Here is a 17,655-nt window from a genome sequence, read left to right as displayed (position 1 = left end):
TGTGGAAAAGAATAGAGTTTCTGTCGTTTATTATTCAGCTTCTGGTACCACCGGGCAATTGGCTGCTGCCATTGCCGAGGGAGTGAACTCTGTGACCGGATCAGAAGCTGTATTAGTGAAGCTTTCCGGCAAAGATATTATTGAAGGCCGTTATAAAAATGATGAAGTCATGTCCCTGCTGACTGAATCCAATGGCATTGTTTTTGGTTCGCCGACTTACATGGGAGGTGTCGCCGCACAGTTCAAGGCTTTTGTTGATGCTTCCAGTGAGCTCTGGTATCGGAGAGCCTGGCTGGACAAAGTAGCCGCTGGATTTACTGTGGGAGGAAGCCCTAGTGGCGAGCAGCATTCAACAATCCAGTATCTACAAGTCATGGCTGGTCAGCATGGTATGCACTGGGCAGGTGTAGATTCATTGCGCTCAAAGCAGGTCAATCGATTAGGGGCGAGCAGTGGCCTGATTGCTCAGGCTGAAGAAGGAGAGCTGGACATTGCTGACTACAGAACTGCTGTAGAACTGGGTATCCGGGTAGCCAATTTGGCTGGAAAGTTGGCAGCAGCCTGATCACTCAGCCAGCTTTTTGGTCAGCCAGTTGAGGTAATCATCGATGGTGTCGTCCAGTTCATTGGGCAGGTGATGCCTGGCATCTTCAAGATAATAGACACTGGGTTCGGTATAGAGTTTTTCGAGCATCGGGATATTGTGTTTGGCATCCACCGTGCGGTCAAAAGTGCCCTGCACAATAAATGGGCTGACAGGGGATTGGGTTTTGCTGGTTTCAATACGTCGGATCCAGCGATCCATAGCCAGAACCCATTGGGTTGGTAGAATATCCGGTGATAACGGGTCGTTGTGCGAAAGCTCCAAAAAGGATTTCTTTCTGGAATTTTCCGTGTAGTTACGAGGCAGTTGAGTGATAAAAAACTTAGCCAGTTTCAGCTGCAGTCGACCAAGGTTCCACATCCAGGGTCTTACCAGAGGGGCTGACAAAACTACCTTCTGGAAAGGGGTGGGTTTTTGGTGAGCTTCCCGGGTTATCAGGCAATCAGTGAGAATGGCGCAGCCTGTACTCTGGCCATAGGCATGCCAGGGTTGGGGCAGCTGACCCTGACAATGTGTCAGTATGTCTTCCAATACCAATGTGTAGATGGAGAAGTCTGGAATCGTGGCAGGTTTGCCGCTGGAGAGTCCATGACCCGGTAAGTCGTAGGCCAGCACATTGAATCCCTGTTCCAGCAGGAATTGAATGATTCTGGAGTAAAGCCCTACATGGTCGTAGTAACCATGCAGAAGGAAAAATGTGCCTTTGGCATCCTGTTTTTCAAACAGGTGGCAGGAGATGCTGTAACCACAGCTGTCGATGCTGCCTAAATAGTGGCGAACATCTGGAAACAGGGCTTCAAAGTGAATGCCGTAAAAGTCCAGATACTCATTGATATCTGGACTCATGGAAGAGGAAAGGCCTTGAGCTTCTAAAGGAAAGGTCAGTGGTTTGATCTGTTCCCTAAGGTGCTCGGGGTTCAGCGCAGGGCGCTCTTTGCCAGCATTGGGCTCAAGGCTTTCTATCATCAGGCTTTTTCCAGATCCTCAAGTCTGACTTCCATTTCTTTCTGCGAAACAACTTCACAGACAGTGTCGCCTTCAGGGTTGCGCTGCTTCTTGATGTATTGCACCAGAATCAGGCCGCGTTTTGAACCCAGGTCGGCCATAAAGGTCATTTCCAGCTCCCGGTAGAGAGGGTGGTTCATGATCACTTTATCGCCTTTAGTGAAGCCGACGACCTTGCCAGTTTCCTGGGCATCACTGCTCAGGGCTTCGACAATCAGCCGGATATCCTTAATTACTTCATGCCCATTTGGGATTGGTCTGGGGAGCAAAGCCTGTACATCCTGTTCCTGGCGTTTGCTCAAACGACCATCCTTGTGGAGCTGACGGGTAATCCTGTTAAAGTAAACAATCTCGTTGACACCCCGTGTGGAGCGAATTTTGTGGTATCGGTCAAGATCCTTGAGATCAAGGTACAAAAATACGTAGCCGGGGAAGAGAATCTCTTCCTTCAGCAGGCCCTTGATACGCATCTTGACGAACGGGCAGTAGACATCAAATCCCTGAGTCTCGAGGTTCTCTTGGGCTCTCTGCTCTTGACGGGGTCTGGTTTTGAGCAGGTACCATCCCTCTTCCAAGCACTCTTTACTCTGCATACTAAATCCCTGAATGCTTTTCTGCTGCGTAGCTCACTACCAGATGGTCAGGATGAGAAGTCTTGTGAGTACTCATCCTTTTGGGACTATCTAGCTAATTGGCTGCGATTTGAGCAGTTACACCGCAAATTCTATTCAAAGATAGTTATTATAATTCCCATGGCTGAACTATGCACCGCTTAACATGTATAGCAGCCATAAGCGTTAATTAAACTCAGTTTTATGTTTAGGAGCCTGACCGAGAATAGACAGTCCGGCCTAAAATCCAGAAAGAACGGCCTATTTTTCCGATGAATTTGCTTAAATAGGTCAACTATTCGCACAAATCCATCGAAAAAATAGCCTCGTTCTACTGAATTTTATGCTCGGACGCTATTCTCAGTCAGGCTCCTAGTAAGGCTCAAAGCACAATAGCCTTGATGAGCAGAGTGCCATATTTTATCGCAGCTAAAACCAGCATGCCTTTTAAGAAAAAGGATTCATGGTTGTGAACAGTTGTTGCCGCGCTTGCCATATCCCCTGAGGCATCAGTCTCGACAGGGGCTCTCAGATAGCCGTTGGTCGCTATAAATTGTTGAGTATCATCGGCAAGTAGAAAGTCAGACAGTGATTTTGCAGCCGCTTCATGCTCTGTTGACTTGATAATCACCAGTTCCTGCAGCAAAGGTGTATAAAGAGATTGAGGTACCAGGGTTACGCCTACAGGGAAGAAAATTACATTGCCGTTCCCATCGGTTTCTATCACCAGAGATGCCGGCACGAAGCCTGCGTCGGACGCGTTCTGTACATTCGTCCATGCTTCGCTGACATGGTCACTGACAATTAGTTTTTCTTGATCTTTCAGTGATTGATAAAGCTCATATTGCTGGAGAACAGATTTAGCCGCATGCCCGTAGGGAGCATCTTCGGGATCAGCGATGTGTATCGCGGGTGGACTGTTTTCAGTGATGTAGGTTTTTATATTCTCAGGTTTAACCAAAACCCCTTGCCCATGCCAGAACGCCAGTAAGCCCTGTGCATAAGTCTTTCTGGAATGCTCTAGCACTTTATTCTGCTGCTCAAGCTCTGCGGTTTTGACATTATCTGCAGAAAGAAACATATCAAACTTTCGAGCGGGATCACTGACCTGATCTTTCAGATCACCCGAAGCACCATAGTGAAGATCCAGAGTATGCCCGTATTGGGACTGAAACTTTTCTTTCAGGCTTTCCAGAACGTGATGAAAATTGGATGCAACAGCAACCTTCAGTGTATCTGCGCGGGTTATATTGGCACCGATGGCGAGGAATAAGCCAAGAATAATGACGAAAGTTGGAGGTGAAGAAATGAATCTGATTTTAGTTAAGAAGCCCAAATGTTGTCGGGGAGGAAACTGAAGCAAGACTCTTCTCCACAATGCGGTGAGTGAAGTTACAGAGCTTAGTTCAGATGTGGATATGTGCAGGAAGTATTAATGAAGGAAAGAAGGGCAGCCGAGATAGCTCTGGCTGCCCGTGAAGTCTACCGCCTGGTTATTTGCAGGCTTCTTCCAGCATAGCTACAGCCGGGAGTTTCTTACCTTCTACAAACTCCAGGAAGGCGCCGCCACCCGTAGAAATATAAGACACACGGTCTTTAATTCCGTACTTGTCGATAGCAGCCAGAGTGTCACCACCACCAGCAATAGAGAAAGCGTCAGACTTGGCAATGGCCAGAGACATGGAGCGGGTGCCTTCACCAAACTGGTCAAATTCGAATACGCCTACAGGGCCATTCCACAGAATGGTTTTGGAGGACTTCAGCACTTCGTTAAACAGCTTCTGGGTTTCAGGACCCACGTCGAAGATCATGTCGTCGTCTTGTACTTCGGTGACCAGTTTAACGACAGCGGGTTCATTTTCGTCAAACTTCTTGCCGCAGATCACGTCTACAGGCATGGGTACATCCACCTTTTCCATCAGCGCCTTGGCATTCGGGATCAGGTCTTCTTCATACAGGGACTTGCCAACGTTGTGACCTGCAGCGGCCAGGAAGGTGTTGGCAATACCGCCACCTACAATCAGCTGGTCACAAATGTCAGACAGGGATTCCAGAACAGTCAGTTTGGTGGAAACCTTGGAGCCACCTACAATAGCGCACATTGGACGCTCAGGCTTGCCCAGAGCCTTGCCCAGAGCTTCCAGTTCACCTGCCAGCAGAGGGCCTGCACAGGCAATTTCAGCGAATTTACCGACACCGTGGGTAGATGCCTGAGCGCGGTGAGCCGTACCGAATGCATCCATTACATAGATGTCGCAAAGGGCTGCCATTTTTTTGGACAGCGCTTCATCGTCTTTCTTTTCACCCTTGTTAAAACGTACGTTTTCAAGAATGACCAGTTCGCCTTCAGCCACTTCAAAGCCACCGTCAACCCAGTCTTTGATCAGGCGTACTTCTTTGCCCAGCAGGTTACCAATGTAATCTGCAACAGGCTTCAGGGAAAACTGCTCATCGTATTCGCCTTCTGTTGGGCGACCCAGATGAGACGTAGCCATGACTTTGGCTCCGGATTCCAGAGCACGTTTGATGGTAGGCAGGGAAGCAAGGATGCGTGCGTCGCTGGTGACTTTGCCGTCTTTGACTGGAACGTTCAGGTCTTCACGGATCAGGACACGTTTGCCAGACAGATCCAGGTCGGTCATTTTCAATACGTTCATCAGGGTCTCTCCCTATGCACGGGTTCAATGAAGGCTCGACTGCCATCAGGGATAGACAGCAGTACTGAAGGGTAGAATTTGCACGGACAATAGCACAAAAATAAGTCAGTCGGTACGTACCTTTCGCTTGATATGACGTGAATCAATAGGGTTTTCAGGAGTTAACGAAGAGGATCAGGATTAATGTTTAACTCTGGGCAGTATTGAAGATATGAAGGGAAACTAATTCATTCCATGCGAAGCAGAAAATAGAGTTTCCCCAGCTTGTAATGAAGCTTATATCCTTAGGGGCTATGAAAAAATGTTTCTCCCACTCATGTTGCGTCCATAATTACTTTTTTAACCAGTAGCTGGCAACATCCAGCATCCGGTTGGAGAAGCCCCATTCGTTATCAAACCAGCAAAGCAATTTAACCAGCTTTCCGGAAGTAACTTTGGTCTGGGTGCCATCAACAATGCAGGAGCGGGCATCATGGTTGAAGTCCACAGATGCATGAGGTTCATTGGAAAAACCCAGAATCCCTTCGAGACGACCATGGGTAGCTTTTTCCAGAATTCTGTTCACTTCTGCTTCTGTAGTTTCCTGTTTTACGTGAATGCAAAGATCCATACAGGATACGTTAATGGTGGGCACCCGGACAGAATTGGCTTTAAAGCAACCCTGCAAATCAGGCAGTAATCTATCTATGCCCTTGGCCAGACCGGTATCTACAGGAATGATGGACTGCAGGGCACTGCGGGTAAGCCTGAGATCACTCTGGTGATAAGCGTCAATCACAGGCTGATCGTTCATGGCTGAGTGAATAGTTGTGATACTACCGTACTCAATACCCAGTGCGTCGTTCAGGGTTTTAATGACAGGCACAATGCAGTTGGTGGTACAGGAAGCACTGGAAACAATACGCTGATCACGATCCAGATCCTGCTCATTAATGCCATAAACAATAGTGGCATCCACATCAGGTTGAGCAGGTTGTGAAAAGAGTAGTTTTCGGGCGCCGCTCTCTATGTGTTGTTCAGCCAGATGTCTTTCGTTAAATGAGCCGGAGCATTCCAGCAGCAGGTCAATGTCGAGGCTTTTCCAGTCAATCGTTTCGGGTCTGGCTTCATGAAGCAGTTTAATCGGGTCTCCAGCCACAATCAGCTGATTTTCTGCGGATTCTACTTTGGCCGGAAAGCGGCCATGAGTGGTGTCATAGCGAGTCAGGTAAGTCAGAGTATCCTGATCAGACAGTTCATTAATGGCCACCACCTGCAAGTCTTTACGATAGCCATTCTCGTAAAGAGCACGAAGAACACACTGGCCAATACGGCCGTATCCGTTGATGGCTATTCGATACATAATCTTGCTGTCAGGTCCGTTACTGCTGAATTGAGCCCGTATTATAAGCGCTATTGTGGGCTGAATACTTATCGTAGATGAAAAATATTTTGCCCCGGCATTTTTCATATCAGGGCAAAATAGTTTTTATACAGTGGCTGTATCAGACAGAAGCTTTGGCTTCTGAGGTGAGAGCACCTTCCAGTATCTGGTCTTCCTGGGGAATCCCCTGATTCTTAACCAGCAACAGGGAGGCGACGGACAACAAGCCACAAACGGCCATTACGGCTGCCATTGGTATTGCCGTACCATTATGGAACAACCCAACGATTGCAGAGGAAGCAGCGCCAATACTAAAGCGCAGTGCTCCGGCCATGGCATTAGCTGTGCCTGCAGATTTCGGAAAGTGTGACAGGGCCAGAGCATTGGAGTTAGGGCCTGTCAGGCCAATACAGCTGATGTAAATCACAATAGGAATCATCAGTCCAACCAGCCCACCGATTTCCAGCTTGGCGGTAACCAGCATTATCACCGAGCTGATAGCGGCAAGAATACTACCGGTTTTCAGGATGCTGAACAGCTGCAGGCGACCAATCAGGCGGATGTTGATCATGTTCATGGCCATCATGGCCAGAATGTTAACGGCAAACAGCAGGCCATAGTTTTCCGGCTTCACACCGTACAGATCGATATACACGTAGGGTGATCCGGCAATAAACGCGAACATGCCACCAAAGAAAAATGCGTGGCAAAGAATACAACCCATGGCTTCACGGTTTTTCAGGACAGACAGGTAAGTCAGGCATAATTGTCTGGGAGGAATCACCAGCTTTCTATCGTCTGGCAGGGTTTCCGGTACTCTTGAGATAGCCAGAACCATGGCCAGTGCAGACAGTATTGCCAGAAAAATAAAGAGACTTTCCCAGCCCAGGAATTTAAGAATCTGGCCGCCTAGCAGAGGCGCAATGAGTGGGGCAACGGTCATGACCATCAAAATAGACGACATGACTTTAGCACTTTCCTGACGTGGGAACAGGTCCCGAACCATAGCGGGAATGGTCACCATTACGGCAGCACCGGCCATGGCCTGAAGAATTCGAACAATAATCAGTTGCAGGCCAGTCTCACAGAGTGCGGCCAGAACATTGGTAATAAGAAACGCGACCAGGCCTGGAAACATTATTTTTCTGCGGCCAAAGCGGTCTGAAAGTGGTCCGTACAATAACTGGCCAAGGGCAAAACCGATGGTGTAGGCACTGAGGGTGTACTGGATAATGCTCAGGGGCTCTCCCATTTCTTTTGCAATGGCTGGAATTGCAGGGAGGTAAAGGTCTATGGCCAGTGGGCCAAGTGTGGTTAAGGCGCCGAGGGTCAGTATGAAAAGTAGCTTATCGCTCCTGTTCTCAATATTGATGGTCATGGTACTTCCTTGGGTATGCGATTGGGTCAATAGGTTGTCATCAGGGTTTTGTGTTGTGTTCCTTCTGTCTGAAGTCCGCAGACGCGGGTTTGCGACACAGCCGTCGCAGGGTTGAGGGAGAAAAGAGGTTTGCTGTCGTATACAGAAGAGCAGGCCATTTTAGATGTTATTGAGATAAAAAAATATGGCAAATAGGCGAATTAGAAATAAGTCTCAATGACAGACGACATAAGTAGTTGGTGAATTAAACTTCGTCGTAAAGAGTTTCTGGAAGCAGGCTTTAGTGTGGGTATTTGCCTGGCGTTGCACCTGAATGCTTTCGAAAGAAATGTACAAATGCGCTATCGCTTGAGAATCCCAGCCGTTGTCCTGTTTGAGAGACCGATTGGCCTTCCCCCAGAAAGCGAATAGCGTGAATCACCCGGAGTCGTTGTTTCCACGCCTGGAATGTCATGCCTGTTTCTTTTTTGAACAGGCGCGTTAACGTCTTGCCACTGGCTCCGCATAGATTTGCGTAGTGTGAGAGCTCTTTTTGGCAGTCCGGGTTAAGAAGGTAATCCTCAACAATCATCCTCAGTCGTTTATCAGACGGTGTGGGTATAAACAGGGTGCAGGCTTCTGGTGTAGAGAATTCACTGATTAGAACACTGACCAGTTCCAGGTCTGTCTGACTCAAGGATCTTTCCAGTGACCAGGAGGCAACTCTTTCAATCAGTTCCCGTAGCAGAGGGTTGACCTCAATGACTTTTTCCCGGGTGGGGAGATGGTTAAAGCACTGACAGTCAAAATACAGTGAGCGATAGAATGTTTCACCTGACATACTGGCTCTGTGCTCAACACCCGGTGGAATCCACACTGCGCTGGTGGGTGGCAGTATGCAGATCTTTTTGTCAAAGCTGATACTCATACAGCCTTTGACTGCATAAAGCAGCTGAGCTCTCTTGTGGTTGTGCAAACCCGAGTCGTGTTTGCCATGGTTGATAGCCAGGCCCACGACAGGTTGTGAACAATCATCAGGGTTAAAAAGCTCTGACTCGGTGATAAGGGGCAAGGTTGTCCACTCTGATACATTTTCTGTCTGATTGATTATAACTCGGCTATTCAGTTCTCTCTAAAGTAGCGGCTTTATTTCAAATAGGGGCCGCTATGAAAGCGCATCGTCCTGGCATCCTGTTGATTCTGATACTGCTTGTTTTTCCACAGTTCAGCGAAACAGTTTATTCGCCAGTTTTACCTGGAGTGTCAGCAGTATTTTCAGTAGCCAGTAATATGGCCCAACTGACCATGAGTCTCTATTTTGCCGGTTTTGCAGTGGGAGTACTTTGCTGGGGGTATCTGGCAGACCGGATCGGCAGGCGAAAATCCATGATCGCCGCTCTTGTGATTTATGGCATATCAGCGCTTGCTGCGGTTCTGGCCCAGAGCTTTTGGGGATTTCTGATAGCCAGAGTTGCACTGGCCTTTGGTGCCAGTGCGGGCTCTGTCGTGACTCAGACCGTTATTCGTGACTGTTATCAAGGAAGAGAGCTAGCTAGGTTCTTCTCTCTGGTGGGAGTCGCTCTGTCATTGTCTCCCACTCTTGGGCCTGTCCTGGGAGGTATTTTGGCTGAGAGTAATGGATTACAAGGCGTTCTTTTTGCACTGGCGAGCTCGGCTGTAATGCTGCTGATATGGACTTTGATTAAACTGCCTGAAACTCAAAAAGTTCAGGCAGACAATGATCATAATCGTCTCTCATTGGGCGCCCTTGCTGGGAAGATGATTTGTGATCGTCGTATTGTCTGTTCAGTATTGCTGGTCTCGGGCATGAATATATTGCTGTTTGGATACTATACCCTGGGACCTTTCGTTATTGCAGAAATGGGCTTTTCTCAAAGAGTGTTTGGTGTTTCCGGATTGCTGATGGCTTTGGGTACCGCCATCGGCGCTCTGCTCAACCGATCTTTGATTCAGCAGGTCAGCACAGAAAAACTGATTCGCTGGGGATGTACCCTGGCTTTGGCTGGCAGCCTCTTACAAGGGCTTATCAGCTCGATCTATTTTGAGTCTCCTCAGATTCACCTTATCTTGTTTTTACTGCCAATGGTTCTTATTGTGACAGGGTTTGGGCTGACAATACCGAATGTTCTGGGGACCGCTCTGGTCGACTATAAAGCTCAACTGGGCACAGCAGGAGCTCTATTAGGCTTTTCATATTACCTGATAATCATGGCCGGACTGGGAGCGTTAAGTGTCGCGTATCAGAATAAACTCTGGTATATGCCAGTGAGCTTCGCTGTCATCAGTGGTGTGTTAGTGCTAATCGCCAAAATCAGATCATCCAATGCTTGAGAGGAAATAAATGAAGAGTGCTGACTGGGTTACTCGTTGGAAAGAAGGTCGTATAGGTTTCCACAGACCAGAATACAATGAATCATTGTTGAAGTACTGGCCACAGCTGGATCAATCCGGTGCCCAATCTGTACTGGTGCCTCTGTGTGGTAAAAGTCTGGATATGATCTGGCTCAAACAACAGGGCCTGGAAGTTATTGGCACTGAACTGGTGAAAATGGCGGTTGAGGCTTTTTATCAAGAACAGAACCTGCAGCCTGAAATTCAGGATCATCAGGCATACCGACACTGGCAGGCTAATGACATTCATATCCTTGAAGGGGACTTTTTTGAGCTGCCCGAAGGTTCTGTGCAAAGCACCGTTTTCTACGATCGTGCGGCTCTGATTGCTCTGCCACAAACAATGAGAAAACAGTATGTGACTCAATTGATGCAAACAGCCCCTGATTTAAAAGAAGGCCTTTTGATCACTGTTGAATACGATCAGGATCTGGTTCCAGGCCCTCCTTTCTCAGTCCGGGAGCCAGAAGTCAGAGAACTTTTTTCACCCTGGTTCGAAGTTCACAAGCTTGAGTCCCATACCTCTGCTGCATCAACCAACCTGAAGGAAAAAGGTGTTAACGAGCTGACTGAGGCGGTATACAGGCTGGTTCGACGTTAAGTCGATACCAGTCTCAAGCTTAATAGTTCTGTCGGGTGGGCTCACTTAACTTCCTGTCAAAAAAAACATACGACAGATAATATCTCTGTAATGCGCTTTTAGCCGCAACGTTTGAAATTGAGCATGTGGTCGCTAACAGGTTATAGATATTCTTATTAAGAAAAAGCGGGTTTAATCTTTATAAGTTGATAGCTGGTTATTGTAATTCTGTCTTAGTAGTCAGTTCTTTTTTAATTCGTGATAGCGATTTTAAAAATAATAAGCAGAGAAATATTGGGCGACCGGTTAATTGAGATTATCTAGAATGCAAACTCAGGATTACCATGTCATTCAGGTAAATGTCATGAAGATTTGCAGTCATGTTTTCTTACATAAATCGATTCCAATTCTCTTATTTCTTGGAACGCTGCTTGTGTTCAATGAAGCGAATGCTTTTTTCTCACCAAACTTTCCCTGGAACAAAAAGATCACTCTCACCGAAACCAAGCTGAAGGCAGACCAGTCTGATCCTGAAGCAGCAAAGCCTGATAAGCCAGAGGAAGAAGTGGTTGATACAGTCACTATTGAGTTCAGCCAAACCGAGTTTCAGGCTCAGCATGCAGCAGGCAAAATGTCCCTTTCTGATGAAGATATAAAGAGACTGGGGTTTCAGACCCTGCATGGTGCCGGTAAAGAGGTCGACCATGTCTTGATACTGTCGGATCTTGAGGTGGATTCCGAGGCTACATACCTTCCCAATGATGAGACTAATACTTTTACGGCCATAGCTTTTGCACTTCTGGCGGCATTGCAACCCGATCTTCCGGAAGGAGGAGACTTACAGTTTTTTGTCAATAATAGTCATGTAAGTATCCAAAAGGAATTGCACACTATCCAGATCTCCTTGCCTGCTGAGGATGTTGTCTGGCCACAGGTGGGTGTTTCATTCTCCATGTTAAATGTTTCGGCATTCACAACTGTGTTTCGGGTTAAATACAACAAAGAGGGGAAAGAACAGAGTCGGGTATTCAAGTTGGTTCTTAGTTTGGTGACATTGGCCGATCTTTATACCGTGGTGAAGCATGAAGCCTGGTTCAAGGAGAATCGGCGTCGGGATGAAGACGATGACGAAGATCCACCACCACCTAATAAGCATTACGTGGATAGTAGTAAAGAAGATACACCTCAACCAAGCTGTTGTGGAACACTGTGTAATTGGGGAGAAGGCTCAAATACAGGAGGAGGCAGTAATGGAGCAGGTAGCAATGATTGCTCAGATAAATCCCTGGTGGATCAATTAGTGGAAAAATCGATAAAAAGCAGAGCCTTTCATAGTACTCCTTCTTCTGGAGTGAGTTGGTAAGTTAATTTATAAAAAAAGGCAGAAGACTTTTAGCCTTCTGCCTTTTTATCGTTATTAACTTCAGGAATGAAGAGAGGGAAAACTTCCCTCACATATATCAGTCCAGAATGTCTTCAGCAGCAGCAACAATGTTCTCAACGGTAAATCCGAAGTACGGGAACAGGTCGCTGGCAGGAGCAGATTCACCGAAGGTGGTCATGCCGATTACGCGTCCGTCCAGGCCTACGTACTTGTACCAGAAGTCAGCAGCCGCAGCTTCAACAGCGATACGGGCAGGTACTTCCAGAGGCAGAACGCTCTGCTTGTATTCTGCATCCTGAGCGTCAAAGACATCAGTACATGGCATGGAAACAACGCGTACCTTGCGACCCTGTTCGGTCAGTTTGGCTTCGGCGTTCATGGCCAGCTCAACTTCAGAACCTGTGGCAATCAGAATCAGTTCCGGAGTGCCTTCGCAGTCTTTCAGAACGTAACCACCACGGACGATTTCAGAAACTTGCTGATCTTCGCGGTGCATGCATGGCAGGCCCTGACGGGAGAAGATCAGGGCACTTGGGCCGTCGTTACGCTCGATAGCGTGTTTCCAGGCTACAGCAGATTCTACGGTGTCACATGGACGCCATGCATTGACGTTTGGAGTCAGGCGCAGGCTGGCAATCTGTTCTACAGGCTGATGAGTTGGGCCGTCTTCACCCAGACCAATAGAGTCGTGAGTGTAAACCTGGATCTGGCGCTGCTTCATCAGTGCAGCCATACGAACCGCGTTGCAGGCGTATTCCATGAATACCAGGAAGGTTGCACCGTAAGGTACGAAGCCACCGTGCAGAGCGATACCGTTCATCATGGCGGTCATGCCGAATTCACGCACACCGTAGAACACGTAGTTGCCGCTGGCGTCAGCTGGCTTAACGCCTTTGGAACCGCTCCACAGAGTCAGGTTGGAACCGGCCAGGTCAGCAGAACCACCGAGCAGTTCTGGCAGCAGAGGACCAAAAGCATTCAGAGTGTTTTGGGAAGCTTTACGGCTGGCGACTTTCTCGCCTTCTACCTGGCAGGATTTGATGTAAGCAGTCGCTTTTTCATCGAAGTCTTCAGGCAGTTCACCTTTCTGACGACGAACGTATTCAGCAGCCAGTTCAGGGTGAGCAGTCTGGTAAGCAGCGAACTTCTCGTTCCATGCTGCTTCTTTAGCGGTACCTGCTTCTTTGGCATTCCACTCGGCATAGATGTCCTGTGGGATTTCAAAAGAGTCGTGTTTCCAGCCCAGACGCTCACGGGTCAGTTTGATCTCTTCGTCGCCCAGAGGAGCACCGTGGCAGTCTTCCTTGCCTTCCTTATTAGGAGAACCAAAACCAATGATGGTCTTGCAGCAGATCAGGGTAGGCTTAGTGGTTTCAGCGCGGGCAGCTTCGATAGCGGCGCGAATGGCTTCAGGGTCATGGCCGTCAACATTAGGAATAACGTGCCAGTTGTAGGATTCAAAACGCTGAACAGTATCGTCAGTGAACCAGCCTTCTACTTCACCGTCGATGGAGATGCCGTTGTCGTCGTAGAAAGCAACCAGTTTGCCCAGTTCCAGAGTGCCTGCCAGAGAGCAAACCTCGTGGGAAATACCTTCCATCATGCAACCGTCGCCCAGGAACACATAAGTGTTGTGGTCAACAATGTCATGGCCTTCACGGTTGAACTGTGCAGCCAGAGTCTTTTCAGCAACCGCCATACCTACAGCGTTGGCGATGCCCTGACCCAGGGGGCCGGTAGTGGTCTCGATACCAGGCGCGTAACCGTACTCAGGGTGACCGGCAGTCTTGGAGTGCAGCTGACGGAAGTTCTTGATGTCTTCAATAGACAGGTCGTAACCGCTCAGGTGCAGCAGGGAGTAGAGCAGCATGGAACCGTGACCGTTGGACAGTACAAAGCGGTCGCGGTCAGCCCACTCCGGGTTAGCCGGGTTGTGATTCAGATAATCACGCCACAGTACTTCAGCAATATCAGCCATACCCATTGGGGCACCGGGGTGTCCGGACTTGGCTTTCTGTACAGCGTCCATACTCAGGGCGCGGATGGCGTTGGCTAGCTCACGACGTGAGGACATAGGAATCAGGGCTCCGAAGATCCAGTCTGTTTAGAATAGGCGCATATTCTAATGCCTTCAGTCAGAAACTGAAATCTCAATCTCTGTCTATCCTTACCCCTCTGAAAAATTTACCTATAAAAAGGATTCTTTATGACGGCAGTATGGTTGCTACTGACCTTTTCTATCAGCTTTTTGCTGATCAGCCTGAAACACGTTCGTTCAGTTCGAAGCTTTTCTGTGTTTGCACTTGATCGTGGTTCGTTTGGGGTCTGGACGCTCTATGCCACGACTCTGGCCAGCGGTGTGGGGGCGGGGCAGTTAATGGGTGGGGCTGAAAAAGCCTATGTTTCAGGTTTTGCCTACTCCTTCGCCTGTATGGGGTTTGTTGCCCAGCTGTTGTTCACTGCCTGGCTGGCCCCAAGAGTTTATTTATGGCGTGACTGTCTCTCTTCCGGAGAAATGTTTGGTCAGGCTTATGGTTGTCAGAAAATCCGTTGCCTGTGTGGTTTGATCTGGATCGCTTTTTGTATCGGTATCATCAGTGCCCAGGTTGTGGCGATGGAGAGAGTCGCCTCCCTCTTGTTGCTGGACTGGCGTGTTGAAGCTGGCTTGCTGCTATCTGGCATAGTGATTATCTACAGTGCTCTGGGTGGCATTAAATCTGTAGTGCGAACAGATGTAATTCAAGCCGCACTGTTGTTTTCAGCGCTTTTTCTAATGGTGCTCTGGGGAGTAGGCGCAACGGGTGGGAAAGAGGCATTTATTGAAGTGGCCCGGCAGGACATTACTTCTTCATCTGAGAATTTATCGTTACTGAGCCTGACTTTTCTATTTATAGGCTTTCTTTTTGGTGATGCCTTGATCCCGGTATCGGTACAAAGAATTAATATGGCCAAAAGCCCCTGGCAGGCCAGGAATGCTTTAGTGATAGCTGCTTTTGTAGTGCTGCTGGTTATTCTGATGTCAGCCAGCCTGGGGCTTATTGCCAGTCAGATAGATGACAGTCGGCCAGCTCAGGATACTTTCAGTCTACTGCTGGCAGAAGCACCCGAAGGGTTAAAAATGTTGATGCTGTTGGGTTTATTGGCAGCTGTGATGTCGTCCTGTGACAGCTATCTGAATACTGCCGCTGTCGCCTGTGTGAATGATGTGATTCCTGTTTATAAAGACAACCTGGGGGAGCAGAAAAAACTCAAGGCCGGGCGCTGGTGTACTTTGTTGGCAGGACTCATAGCCATTGCTCTGGCTTACGGTATGAACGACATTCTCGATATTCTTCTAGCCAGCTTTGAATTGTGGGGACCTACGCTGTTTCCTACTCTGTTATTGACGCTTTATTACCGCAAGCTACCCAGATCATTCTTCTATTGCCCTGTCATCTGTGGTGTTGCCATGGTTTTGTTTTGGAAGCTGGTGGTATCCGACCCCTCTTTGGAGCCAGGGGCCTTACCTGCAGGTATTCTCGCCAACACTGTTTGTATCTTGTGTCTTTTGTATTTGAAAGGCAGTGGTTTGAGTCTTAAAGTTGCTGTGGGTTCAGGTAGCTGACCCTTTTCTTAAAGATCAGCTACCTAAAACATGGCTTATTGAATGCGTTCAGCCACCTGCTGAATGTATTCCTGTTGTTGAGGTGAGCTGAATGCTCCCGGGCGCTGTTCCTTGATCAGCTTGATGGAGTGATCCAGCTCCATACCTCTTTCCAGCATAATCTGGGCTGCCACCAGGCCAGTTCTGCCTGAGCCGCCTTTGCAGTGAATGGCAACCGACTGGCCCTGATTTAATAATTGATGGACTTCAGGACCTGCTGCTGACCAGGCTGCTGCATAAACTTCTGTTGGCCCCTGATCATCTGCAATGGGCAGGTGAAACCATTTCATACCGGATTTGTTAGTTTCTGCTTCCAGGTCAGCTACCTGGTTCTTCTCCATTTCTTCAGTGGTCATCAAAGTCAGGATGGCGCTGACACCCTGATCTTTCAGCACACTCAAAGCTTCTGGCAGAGAGGACTCTTTAGTACCTGGGCAAGGGGTCAGTACCAGCTTTGCACTTGTTTCAGGCAGGGCAATGAACCAGAAAGGGTGAGTAGCATTCATAATGTTTTCTCAAAATTGTAAGGATTTGTCTCGAAACAACTTCCCAATTTACACTTGGATTCCGTTCACCCTGAGCTTGTCGAAGGGTCGTGGTATTGGGCTTCGACAGGCTCAGCCCGAACGGGTTTCTGAGGGTAAGCAGAGGAGGGTGACTCCCCCTATGGGTAGAAATTCGCTGATCAGGCAGACTTCAATTCAGTAAATGACTGTCGTGTACGGTTAGAGTAGGCGACCAGTGACAGCATGACGGGCACTTCCACCAGAACACCTACCACTGTTGCGAGTGCAGCACCGGAGTTCAGGCCAAAGAGGCTGATGGCCACAGCAACCGCCAGTTCAAAAAAGTTGGAAGCACCAATCATGGCACCGGGAGAAGCAATGTTATGGGGCTGCTTCCACTTCTTCATCCAGAAATAAGTGATCGCAAAAATCAGGTAGGTCTGGATGATCAGGGGAATGGCAATCAGAAAAATATCCAGCGGATTGGCAATAATGGTTTTGGCCTGAATACCAAACAGAAGAATAACTGTGCCGATCAGTCCCAGAATAGAGAAGGGTTTTATACGGCCTGAAAAACGGCTCAGAGTCTCTTCGCTGCGCACTGCTTTTCGGGTCAACCAGCCTGCAATCAGGGGAATGACAACAAACAAACCGGCAGACAGCAACAAGGTTTCCCATGGCACAAATACTTCGGTAACCCCCAAAAGGAAAGCAGCCAGAGGAGCAAAAGCCACCACCATGATCAGATCATTAATAGCGACCTGAACCAATGTGTAGTTTGGATCGCCCTTGGTCAGCTGACTCCATACGAACACCATAGCTGTGCAGGGAGCAACACCCAGCAGAATCATACCGGCAATGTATTGAGTACCCAGTTCCGGGCTGATCCAGTCAGCGAACAGGTGACGCATAAACAGCACCGCCAGGAATGCCATGGTAAAGGGCTTTATCAGCCAGTTGATGGTAAGGGTGACAACCAGGCCCTTTGGACGTCGATGGATTTCTTTTATGGCAGAAAAATCCACCTGCATCATCATGGGGTAAATCATCAGCCAGATCAGTACGGCTATGACCAGGTTAATGCTGGCGTACTGCAGTTGCCCAAGGGCTTCAAAGAGTTGAGGAAACTGCAGGCCACCGAAAAGCCCTGCAAGAATGCCCAGGGCCACCCAAATGCTGAGATAACGTTCAAAAATACCCATGGCTGATCTCTTCTTCGCTAATCGTCGAATAACGATTAATTGTTGTGAGAAATATCCCTGATCAAGTCTGAGTCAGGGATTTAAAGGTTGGCTCTTAATGGATTCTGGGGAGCTGGTTGAGGACGAGTTATTTGACTATGAATAGAAGACGTTTTCTTGTACAAAAGTGTCATGAAACTTTATGACCTCCTCGACAACGCCAAGTGCTTTGAACAGATACGCCAGATTCGCTGGCCTGACGGGGTGAAATGCCCACACTGTGCCAGCTCAGACATAACCCGCCAAGGCAAGGACGATTCACAGCCTGACAGACAGAGATATTCTTGTAAAG

At 48.3% G+C, this 17,655-nt stretch carries 16 protein-coding genes; 6 read left to right on the top strand and 10 right to left on the bottom strand.

The features are described 5' to 3' along the window. Position 1: 1 nt before the first annotated feature. Positions 2 to 565 (top strand): flavodoxin family protein, encoded by a 564-nt coding sequence (locus WG89_RS15585; RefSeq protein WP_062267764.1) that lies wholly within the window; start codon positions 2 to 4, stop codon positions 563 to 565. On the opposite strand, the gene WG89_RS15580 is transcribed toward WG89_RS15585, so the two are convergent. The 7 genes from WG89_RS15580 to WG89_RS15550 form a co-directional block, all read right to left on the bottom strand. Further along, complete coding sequence (locus WG89_RS15580) at positions 566 to 1,570, bottom strand: alpha/beta hydrolase (RefSeq protein ID WP_062267761.1); 1,005 nt, start codon at positions 1,568 to 1,570, stop codon at positions 566 to 568. It abuts the gene before it with no gap. Then, on the bottom strand, positions 1,570 to 2,202 hold the full coding sequence (locus tag WG89_RS15575; protein ID WP_062267759.1) for a transcription termination/antitermination NusG family protein: 633 nt from the start codon (positions 2,200 to 2,202) through the stop codon (positions 1,570 to 1,572). Before WG89_RS15575 ends, WG89_RS15580 begins: the two co-directional genes overlap by 1 nt. Before the next feature lie 400 nt (positions 2,203 to 2,602). Continuing rightward, positions 2,603 to 3,583: a molybdate ABC transporter substrate-binding protein gene (gene modA, locus WG89_RS15570; RefSeq protein WP_062267758.1), complete on the bottom strand. Its 981-nt coding sequence runs from the start codon at positions 3,581 to 3,583 to the stop codon at positions 2,603 to 2,605. Positions 3,584 to 3,713: 130 nt separating this feature from the next. Next, complete coding sequence (locus WG89_RS15565; RefSeq protein WP_062267756.1) at positions 3,714 to 4,877, bottom strand: phosphoglycerate kinase; 1,164 nt, start codon at positions 4,875 to 4,877, stop codon at positions 3,714 to 3,716. Positions 4,878 to 5,208: 331 nt separating this feature from the next. Then, complete coding sequence (locus tag WG89_RS15560; RefSeq protein ID WP_153301628.1) at positions 5,209 to 6,222, bottom strand: type I glyceraldehyde-3-phosphate dehydrogenase; 1,014 nt, start codon at positions 6,220 to 6,222, stop codon at positions 5,209 to 5,211. Between the two features lie 139 nt (positions 6,223 to 6,361). Next, positions 6,362 to 7,618, bottom strand: coding sequence for a Bcr/CflA family multidrug efflux MFS transporter (locus WG89_RS15555; RefSeq protein ID WP_062267752.1), 1,257 nt, complete (start codon positions 7,616 to 7,618; stop codon positions 6,362 to 6,364). Positions 7,619 to 7,898: 280 nt separating this feature from the next. Continuing rightward, positions 7,899 to 8,669: an AraC family transcriptional regulator gene (locus WG89_RS15550; RefSeq protein ID WP_062267750.1), complete on the bottom strand. Its 771-nt coding sequence runs from the start codon at positions 8,667 to 8,669 to the stop codon at positions 7,899 to 7,901. Between the two features lie 95 nt (positions 8,670 to 8,764). On the opposite strand from WG89_RS15550, the gene WG89_RS15545 reads away from it, so the two are divergent. From WG89_RS15545 to WG89_RS15535, 3 genes are all read left to right on the top strand, one after another. Then, a complete protein-coding gene (locus tag WG89_RS15545) occupies positions 8,765 to 9,949 on the top strand; it encodes a multidrug effflux MFS transporter (protein WP_062267747.1) in 1,185 nt (394 codons plus the stop codon). A 10-nt stretch (positions 9,950 to 9,959) separates the two neighbouring features. Next, positions 9,960 to 10,610, top strand: a complete 651-nt coding sequence (locus tag WG89_RS15540; RefSeq protein ID WP_062267745.1) for a thiopurine S-methyltransferase — start codon at positions 9,960 to 9,962, stop codon at positions 10,608 to 10,610. 412 nt (positions 10,611 to 11,022) lie between these two features. Beyond that, complete coding sequence (locus WG89_RS15535; protein WP_153301625.1) at positions 11,023 to 11,952, top strand: hypothetical protein; 930 nt, start codon at positions 11,023 to 11,025, stop codon at positions 11,950 to 11,952. 97 nt (positions 11,953 to 12,049) lie between these two features. Here the strand turns inward: WG89_RS15535 and tkt are convergent, their stop codons facing one another. Continuing rightward, positions 12,050 to 14,047 carry a transketolase gene (gene tkt / locus WG89_RS15530; protein WP_062267741.1) on the bottom strand — a complete coding sequence of 666 codons (1,998 nt, stop codon included), beginning with the start codon at positions 14,045 to 14,047 and terminating at the stop codon, positions 12,050 to 12,052. 132 nt (positions 14,048 to 14,179) lie between these two features. Between tkt and WG89_RS15525 the strand changes: the two genes are divergently transcribed. After that, positions 14,180 to 15,577 carry a sodium:solute symporter family protein gene (locus WG89_RS15525; protein ID WP_062267739.1) on the top strand — a complete coding sequence of 466 codons (1,398 nt, stop codon included), beginning with the start codon at positions 14,180 to 14,182 and terminating at the stop codon, positions 15,575 to 15,577. A gap of 35 nt (positions 15,578 to 15,612) precedes the next feature. On the opposite strand, the gene WG89_RS15520 is transcribed toward WG89_RS15525, so the two are convergent. Together WG89_RS15520 and arsB are read right to left on the bottom strand one after the other, a co-directional pair. Then, a complete protein-coding gene (locus WG89_RS15520; RefSeq protein WP_062267737.1) occupies positions 15,613 to 16,122 on the bottom strand; it encodes a cyclin-dependent kinase inhibitor 3 family protein in 510 nt (169 codons plus the stop codon). A 179-nt stretch (positions 16,123 to 16,301) separates the two neighbouring features. Then, positions 16,302 to 17,324, bottom strand: coding sequence for an ACR3 family arsenite efflux transporter (gene arsB / locus WG89_RS15515; protein ID WP_062267735.1), 1,023 nt, complete (start codon positions 17,322 to 17,324; stop codon positions 16,302 to 16,304). A gap of 171 nt (positions 17,325 to 17,495) precedes the next feature. On the opposite strand from arsB, the gene WG89_RS32945 reads away from it, so the two are divergent. Next, a partial coding sequence (locus WG89_RS32945) for a transposase (protein ID WP_172806691.1) occupies positions 17,496 to 17,655 on the top strand: 160 nt, incomplete at its 3' end.

The organism is Endozoicomonas arenosclerae (genome assembly GCF_001562015.1).
Taxonomy (GTDB): domain Bacteria; phylum Pseudomonadota; class Gammaproteobacteria; order Pseudomonadales; family Endozoicomonadaceae; genus Endozoicomonas_A; species Endozoicomonas_A arenosclerae.
This window is presented reverse-complemented; position numbering and strand designations above follow the sequence as displayed.